This window comes from Falsiroseomonas sp. RANM36 (assembly GCF_056682175.1).
In genome coordinates, this window is the sequence record NZ_JBWXTD010000010.1 from 13,203 (window position 1) to 17,942 (window position 4,740).

Annotated in this window: 5 protein-coding genes and 1 pseudogene; 4 read left to right on the forward strand and 2 right to left on the reverse strand. The window is 76.0% G+C overall.

Features of this window, described 5'->3' with window-relative positions; all coding sequences use genetic code 11:
• Both AC1MIR_RS26740 and hemC read right to left on the reverse strand, forming a co-directional pair.
• Nucleotides 1-252: pseudogene (locus tag AC1MIR_RS26740) on the reverse strand (hypothetical protein); the annotation flags it as partial.
• A complete protein-coding gene (hemC, locus tag AC1MIR_RS26745; RefSeq protein WP_480031218.1) occupies nucleotides 245-1,327 on the reverse strand; it encodes a hydroxymethylbilane synthase in 1,083 nt (360 codons plus the stop codon). The pseudogene AC1MIR_RS26740 and the gene hemC, both read right to left, overlap by 8 nt.
• Before the next feature lie 58 nt (nucleotides 1,328-1,385).
• Between hemC and tsaD the strand changes: the two genes are divergently transcribed.
• From tsaD to AC1MIR_RS26765, 4 genes are all read left to right on the forward strand, one after another.
• Complete coding sequence (tsaD, locus tag AC1MIR_RS26750; protein ID WP_480031219.1) at nucleotides 1,386-2,459, forward strand: tRNA (adenosine(37)-N6)-threonylcarbamoyltransferase complex transferase subunit TsaD; 1,074 nt, start codon at nucleotides 1,386-1,388, stop codon at nucleotides 2,457-2,459.
• A gap of 98 nt (nucleotides 2,460-2,557) precedes the next feature.
• The gene (locus AC1MIR_RS26755) at nucleotides 2,558-2,857 is read left to right on the forward strand and encodes a hypothetical protein (protein ID WP_480031220.1); all 300 of its coding nucleotides are present in this window, start codon (nucleotides 2,558-2,560) and stop codon (nucleotides 2,855-2,857) included.
• Between the two features lie 62 nt (nucleotides 2,858-2,919).
• Nucleotides 2,920-3,753, forward strand: a complete 834-nt coding sequence (locus AC1MIR_RS26760; protein WP_480031221.1) for a 23S rRNA (adenine(2030)-N(6))-methyltransferase RlmJ — start codon at nucleotides 2,920-2,922, stop codon at nucleotides 3,751-3,753.
• 4 nt (nucleotides 3,754-3,757) lie between these two features.
• On the forward strand, nucleotides 3,758-4,740 hold a 983-nt coding region (locus tag AC1MIR_RS26765), incomplete at its 3' end, for an NAD(P)H-dependent glycerol-3-phosphate dehydrogenase (RefSeq protein WP_480031222.1).

Consider the following 4,740-nt stretch of genomic DNA (forward strand, 5'->3'; position numbering starts at 1 on the left):
CGCCGCGGCCGGGGGGCCCCCCCCCCCCCCCCGCGCGGGGGGGGGGGGCGGGGGGGGGGGCGGGGCCCCCGCCGCGGCGCGGCTGGTCAGCAGCAGGGCCTGGCAGCGCGGGATCACGAAGTCGCGAGGCGCCAGCGCCAGGGCCGGCGCGCGCACCGCCTCCCAGCCGAGAGCCGCCACCCGCGCCGCCGTCTCGCCGCCGCCCGGCTCCGGGCGGGTGACGAGGACGCCGGGCGCCGCGATGTCAGGCAAAGATGTCGGCCGGGGCGTCCCGCCGGAGGCTGTCGCCCAGCTCGCGGCCGAGCCGCGCGGCCTCCTTCGGCGCGCCGTGCAGCGACCGCTTCAGCAGGAAGGAGCCGTCCGCCCGCGCCACCAGGCCCGTCAGGTGCAACTGGCCATCGGGCAGCAGCCGCGCATGGCCGCCGATCGGCGTGCGGCAGGACCCGTCCAGCGCGGCCAGCAGCGCCCGCTCGGCGGTCGAGACGGCGCGCGCCTCGGCATCCTCGATGCCGGAGAGCAGCTCGAGCAGTTCCACATCCTGCGACCGCACGGTGACGCCGACGATCCCCTGGCCGGCGGCCGGCACCATGGCGTCCGGGTCGAGCACCATCGCGGCTTCCTCCTCCAGCCCGAGCCGGCGAAGACCCGCCAGCGCGAGCAGCGAGGCGGTGGGCCCGTCCTCGGCGCGGACCTTGGCCAGCCGCGTCTGCACATTGCCGCGGATGGTGGTGATCCGCAGGTCCGGGCGGGCATGCAGGATCTGGCTCTGGCGGCGGACCGAGGCGGTGCCCACCACGGCGCCGGCCGGCAGGCAAGCGAAGGGATCGGCGGGGTCCACAGGGCCGGCCTTGGGCCCCAGGATCAGGGCGTCGCGGCTGTCCTCCCGCGTCAGGGTGCAGGCCAGCTCGATGCCGGGCGGCAGGTCGGTCTCCAGGTCCTTCAGGCTGTGGACCGCGAAGTCGATCCGGCCATCGGCCAGCGCCTCGTGGATCTCCTTGGCGAAGAGGCCCTTGCCGCCGACATCGGCCAGCCGCCGGTCCTGGATGCGGTCGCCCGAGGTGGCGATCGCATGTTCCTCGAAGGCGTTCACGTCGCGCAGGACGGGGCAGAACTTCGTGACCAGGCCGAGGAAATGCCGCGTCTGCCACAGCGCGAGCGGGGAGCCGCGGGTGCCGACGCGCAGCGGCAGGCTGCGCATGTGCGGGCGGACATGCGCCGTGGCGGCCAGGCGCGGGCCGCCTTGGCCGGGGGCATGCGGGGCGCCTTGGGCCAGGCCGTGCGGCGTTGCGAGAGGATGGGCTGGACCCGGCGGATGGGCTACCGACATGGGGCGGCGTCATAGAGCCGCCGATGGGGCGACGAAAGTGGCGGAGAACGCGGAACCGATGCGCGATTTGCCGGGGGATGGCCTGGTGCTCGGCATCGAGAGCTCCTGCGACGAGACGGCCGCGGCGGTGCTGCGCGCCGACGGCACGGTGCTGGCCGAGGCGGTGCTGAGCCAGCTCGCCGATCACGCCCCCTTCGGCGGCGTCGTGCCGGAGATCGCGGCACGGGCGCATCTGGCGCATCTGCCCGCCCTGGTCGCCCGCGTGCTGGACCAGGCCGGCACCACGCCGGCCGGGCTTGCGGCCGTGGCCGCGACCTCCGGGCCGGGGCTGATCGGCGGGCTGATCGTCGGCGCCAGCGTCGGCAAGGGCATCGCCGCCGCCCGGAACATCCCCTTCGTCGCGGTCAACCACTTGGAGGCGCATGCCCTCTCCCCGCGGCTGCCTGCGGTGAGCCCGGAGGGGCTGCGGTTTCCCTATCTGCTGCTGCTGCTGTCGGGCGGGCATTGCCAATGCGTGGCGGTCGAGGGCGTGGGGCGGCATCGCCGGCTGGGCTCGACGCTGGACGACGCGGTGGGCGAGGCCTTCGACAAGTCGGCCAAGCTGCTCGGCCTGCCATGGCCCGGCGGGCCGCATCTGGAGCGGCTGGCGCAGGGCGGCGATCCCGCACGCTTCCCCCTGCCCCGCCCGCTGCTCGGCCGCGCGGGCTGCGATTTCTCCTTCAGCGGGCTGAAGACGGCCGTGGCGCAGCAGGTCGCGAAGGGTCTGGATGCGGCGGGGCGGGGCGACCTGGCGGCCAGCTTCCAGGCGGCGGTCGCCGACACCCTGGCCGATCGCGCGCGGCACGCGCTGGCCATGCTGCCGGGCGCCACGGCGCTGGTCGTCGCCGGCGGAGTGGCCGCCAATGGCGCGGTGCGCGCCGCGCTGGCCGAGGTCGCGCGCAAGGCCGCGCTGCCGCTCGTCGCGCCGCCCATCCGGCTCTGCACCGACAATGCCGTGATGGTCGCCTGGGCGGGGATCGAGCGGTTGCGCCTCGGCCTCTCCGATCCGCTGGACCACGCGCCGCGGCCGCGCTGGCCGCTCGACAGCCTCGGCGGCCCGATGACCGCAGGGCCGCCAGGCCCGCAGGTCTGAATCGGCCCGCCCACACCACAACGCGGCCCGATGACCGCAGGGCCGCCAGGCCCGCAGGTCTGAATCGGCCCGCCCGACACAGAAGGAGCATCCGCCAAATGCGCTCACCCGTCGTCCGCAGCGGCGATCTCCGCGAGACGCTCGACGCGATCACCGACCTGCTGAAGGAGATCCGGCGCGAGCAGTTGCAGCAGGAAGCCTATGGCATGGTCACGCGCTTCGCCCTCGGCGCGCTGCTGCGCGCGGCGCCGGCCGAGCAGCGCGCGGCCGTGCTCGCGCGGCTGGCGGCGCCGGAGGCGCTGCTCGGCCCGGAGATCCCGCCGGACAGCCCGCTCGGCCGCGCCGTGGCGGCGGAGGCGGCGCGGCTGGCCGCGGCCCTGGCCGAGCCAGGGGCGTGAGCCGCGTCCCCGGGGCCGCGGCGCGGCTTGCGCACCCGGCACCCCCGCGCTAGCCGCCCGGCGTGAACTACAGGCACGCCTTCCACGCCGGCAACTTCGCCGACTGCGTCAAGCACGCGCTGCTGCTGGCGCTGCTGCGCGGGCTGCTGGCGAAGGACAAGCCGTTCGCCGTGCTCGACACCCATGCCGGCATCGGCCGCTACGACCTGTCGGCGCCGGAGCCGCAGCGCACGGGCGAATGGCGCGACGGCATCGGGCGGCTGGCTGCGGCAACGCCGCCGCCCGCGCTTGCGGACTACCTGGCGCAGGTTCGTGCGGCCGGCTTCCCCGCCGCCTATCCCGGCTCGCCCGCGCTGATCCGCGCGCTGCTGCGCCCCGACGACCGCCTGCTGCTCTGCGAGCTTCACCCCGAGGACCATGCGGCGCTGAAGGCGGCCTTCCGCGGCGATCCGCAGGTTGCGGTCCACAAGCGCGACGCCTGGGAGGCGGTGACGGCCCTGACCCCCTTCCCCGAGCGCCGCGGCCTGGTGCTGATCGACCCGCCCTTCGAGCAGGAGGGCGAGTTCGACCGCTTGGCCGCCGCCATCGCCACGCTGCGCCATCGCTTCCGCGCCGGCATCGTCGCGGGCTGGTATCCGATCAAGCACCGCGCCCCGGTGCGCGCCTTCCACACGGCGCTGCGCGAGGCGCGCGTGCCCGACTGCATCGCCTGCGAGCTGGCGCTGCGCGAGCCCACCGATCCTGCGCGCCTCAATGGCTGCGGCCTGCTGGTGGCCAATGCGCCCTTCGGCTTCGCCGTGCAGGCGCAGGCGATGCTGGATTCCTTGCTTGCCGGGCTCGGCCGGGGCGAGGATGGCGCCGCGGCCATGGTGGCGCGGATCACCGAGGAGAGATGAGCCCATGGCAGCACGCCCAAGGCGACGCATCGCGGTGCTCGGCGCGGGCGCCTGGGGCACCGCGCTGGCGGTGCAGGCGGCACGCGCCGGCAATGCCGTCGGCCTCTGGGCGCGCAACCCCGAGCGCGCGGCGGCGATGGCGGAAAGCCGGCAAAACGCGACCTACCTGCCGGGCGTGACGCTCTCCCCGGCGATCGAGGTGACCGCCGATCCCGCCGCCGCGCTGGCGGAGGCGCTGTTCGTCCTGCTGGTCGTCCCGGCGCAGTTCCTGCGGCCCGTTCTGCAGGCGCTGCCCGACACCGGCGCGCCGGTCGTGGTCTGCGCCAAGGGCGTCGAGCGCGGCACGCTGCGCTTCCCGCTGGAAGTGGTGGAGGCGCTGCGCCCGAGCCGGCCCGCGGCGGTGCTGTCGGGCCCCAATTTCGCGCATGAGATCGCCAAGGGGCTGCCCGCCGCGGCCGTGCTGGCAAGCCAGGATGCGGCGTTGCGCCGGATGGCGGGCGACCTGCTCGGCACCGCCGGCTTCCGCATCTATGGCGGCGACGACCCGATGGGCGTGCAGGTTGGCGGCGCGGCGAAGAACGTCATCTCCATCGCCGCCGGCGCGGTGATCGGCGCGGGCCTCGGCGAGAATGCCCGCGCCGCGCTGGTCACCCGCGGCCTGGCGGAGCTGTCGCGCCTGACCGTGGCGCTGGGTGGCAAGGCGGAGACGGCCTCGGGCCTGTCGGGCCTCGGCGACCTGCTGCTGACCACGACCGGCCCCGGCAGCCGCAACACCTCGCTCGGCATGGAGCTGGCGCGCGGCAAGAGCCTGGAAGACGCGCTGGCCAGCCGGGTGGGCGTGGCGGAAGGCGTCGGGACGGCGCCGGCCATCGTGGCGCGCGCGGCGGAGGTGGGGGTCGAGCTGCCGATCTGCGCCGCGGTGGCGGATCTGCTGGCCGGCGGCGTCTCGGTGGGCGACGCCATGGGCCGTCTGCTGGCGCGGCCGCG

Bases quoted from the DNA above. Each gene is read 5' to 3' on its own strand.
- hemC (WP_480031218.1), bottom strand. From the start codon at position 1,327: ATGTCGGTAGCCCATCCGCCGGGTCCAGCCCATCCTCTCGCAACGCCG.
- tsaD (WP_480031219.1), top strand. From the start codon at position 1,386: ATGCGCGATTTGCCGGGGGATGGCCTGGTGCTCGGCATCGAGAGCTCC.
- AC1MIR_RS26755 (WP_480031220.1), top strand. From the start codon at position 2,558: ATGCGCTCACCCGTCGTCCGCAGCGGCGATCTCCGCGAGACGCTCGAC.